The organism is Microvirga sp. P4_G7 (genome assembly GCF_056401005.1).
This window is the reverse complement of sequence record NZ_JBFUKD010000508.1, coordinates 1-2,805: the sequence shown is the minus strand read 5'-3', so window position 1 is coordinate 2,805 and position 2,805 is coordinate 1. Positions and strand designations below refer to the sequence as shown.

The window sequence follows — 2,805 nt, the reverse complement described above, 5'->3', positions numbered from 1 at the left end:
GATGAAGGGCATGCAGGAGGTGTCCGACAACATCGCGCACGACTTGAAGACCCCGCTCACGCGCTTGCGCAACAAGGCGGACGAAGCGCTGCGAACGGCGAAGACGCCGGAAGAACTTCGCCATGCCCTCGAAGCCAATATCGAGGAAAGCGACAATCTCATCCGGATCTTCAATGCGCTTCTTATGATCGCTCGCCTCGAAGCCGGTAACGCGCGCGAAGAGCTGTCGGATTTCGACGCGAGCGGCGTCGTGTCCGATGTCGCCGAACTGTACGAGGCGCTCGCCGAAGAGGCCGGCATACCCCTCCAAGTCGCGATCGAGGCGGGATTGACGGTCCACGGCAACCGGGAGCTTCTCGGTCAGGCTCTCGCCAACCTCCTCGACAACGCGCTCAAATACGGGACGCGTGACGCAAGCCGCGCCGCTGTCGAAGTCACCGCATCACGGCGCAGCGCCGATGCCGTCATCACCGTCGCCGATCACGGAACGGGTATTCCCGAGGACGAGCGCGGCCGGGTTCTGGAGCGGTTCGTTCGACTCGAGAGCGCCCGTTCGAGCCCTGGCTTCGGGCTCGGGCTCAGTCTCGTGTCCGCCGTGGCGCGCCTCCATGGCGGGACCTTCAAGCTTGAGGATAACGAGCCCGGACTGAGGGCGGTTCTCACCTTGCCCTTGAAGGAGCCTCCATCCTCGTAGAAGAGTCGGGGCGAGACCTCCAGGATCCCCTCGCCATGTCGGATGCAAGCCTTCTCCAACGCCTGACCCAGGCGCCTCTCGTTTCCGACGCGAAACGCGCCAAGGCGAGGCTGAAGGACCTGACGGACGCGCTCAAGCGGCACGACGAGCCGGCGCTCCTCGCGTCGCATCTCGACGACGAGCGTCTTCGCCCCCTGCTGCTCGGTGTGGCGGATCATTCGCCGTTCCTATGGCAATTGGCCTGCGCCGATCCGCTTCGTCTCGCCGGTCTCATCCTCGACGCTCCCGAAGCGTCGCACGACGCACTGGTTGCGGATCAGGCCAGCCTGTTTCTTCGTTTCCGCAGCGGCGAGATCGATCGCGACGAGGTCGTTCGTCGTTTCCGGCAGAACCGAAACGCCCACGCGCTCCTCGTCGCTCTCGCCGATCTCGGCGGAGTTTGGACCGTCGAAACGATCATCCAATCCTTGTCCGATTTCGCCGACGCGTCGGTCCATGGCGGCGTCAACATGGTGCTGACCGAAATGGCCGCCCTCGGGCGCATCAATCTTCACGATCCCGACAATCCCGGCGAACAATCGGGATTCACGATCCTCGCCCTCGGCAAGCACGGGGCGGGCGAGCTGAATTACTCGAGCGATATCGATCTCGTCGTTTTCTTCGATCCCGAGAATGCGCCGTTGCCGGATGGCGCCGAGGCGCCGACCGTCTACACACGTCTCGCCCAGCAACTGGCCCGGCTCCTGCAGGAGAGGACCGCCGACGGTTTCGTGCATCGGGTCGATTATCGGTTGCGTCCCGATCCCGGCTCCACGCCGACGGCGGTGTCGTTGGCGTCCGCCTATACCTATTACGAAACGGTCGGACAGAACTGGGAGCGCGCGGCGCTGATCAAGGCCCGTGCGGTTGCCGGCGACATCGGTCTCGGTGAGCGTTTCATCACGGAACTGCGCCCTTTCATCTGGCGCAAATATTTCGACTTCGCCTCGATCGCGGATGTCCATGCCATGAAACGTCAGATCCACGCGGTGCGTGGGCACGACGAGATCGCCGTTGCAGGGCACGACATCAAGCTCGGGCGCGGCGGTATCCGCGAGATCGAGTTTTTCGTTCAGACGCAGCAACTGGTGTTCGGTGGACGCCGACCCAAGTTGCGTGGACGGCGCACGCTCGACATGCTGGTGGAATTGCGTGACGAAGGCTGGATCACCGACAAGGCTCGCGACGAGTTGACGACCGCCTATCGCTTCCTGCGTTCCATCGAGCACCGCCTGCAAATGGTCGCGGACGAGCAGACGCAGCGGCTTCCTGCCGACGAAGAGCAGCTGAAACAGTTTGCGAAGTTCTGCGGTTATCCCAGCATCGCCGCTTTCGGAAAAGCGCTCACGACGCAAGCCCGGATTGTGCAGGGGCACTATGCCATGCTGTTCGAGGAAGCACCGGAACTGGCCTCCGATGTGGGCAACCTCGTCTTCACCGGCACGACCGACGATCCCGAGACGCTGGCGACGTTGCGGCGGATGGGATTTCAACATCCCGAACAGGTTGCCGAAACCGTCCGCGGTTGGCATTTCGGGCGACGCTCGGCGATCACCAGCGCGCGGGCGCGCGAAGTTCTCACGGAGCTGATCCCGTCCCTGCTCTCCGCGCTCGGCGGTACGGCGGATCCCGATGGCGCGCTCGCCGCGCTCGATCGCGCCTTCGGCCGCATGCCGGCCGTCGTCGAACTCCTCACCATCCTGCAATCGCACGAGCGCCTGCGTCTGCGGTTCGCCGATCTCCTCGGCACGGCGCCGCGGCTCGCCGATACGGTCGCCCAATCGCCGCATGTGCTCGACGCTCTCATCGACCCCGCCTTCGGCGTGCCGTTCAACGATCATGCCGCCATTCGCGATCAGGTGCGCCAGATGATCGGCGCTCCTGGCGATTTCGAGGACTTTCTCGACCGCGCGCGTGACACCGCCCGGCAGATGCGGTTCGTCACCGGCGCGCGCCTCCTCTCCGACATTCTGTCGCCGGCCCTAGCTGGCGAAGCCTATGCGTCGGTTGCCGATGCGATCATTCAGGTGTGGCTCGTACAGGTGCGCCTGGCCTTCGAAGCGGAGCACGGC

Annotated in this window: 2 protein-coding genes; both read left to right on the top strand. The window is 64.3% G+C overall.

What is annotated here, in order from left to right; translation table 11 throughout:
- Nucleotides 1–694, top strand: a 694-nt coding sequence (locus tag AC1DT3_RS17125; protein WP_477466441.1) for a sensor histidine kinase, incomplete at its 5' end; no start/stop codon positions are given.
- Nucleotides 695–729: 35 nt separating this feature from the next.
- A partial coding sequence (locus AC1DT3_RS17120) for a bifunctional [glutamine synthetase] adenylyltransferase/[glutamine synthetase]-adenylyl-L-tyrosine phosphorylase (protein ID WP_477466440.1) occupies nt 730–2,805 on the top strand: 2,076 nt, incomplete at its 3' end.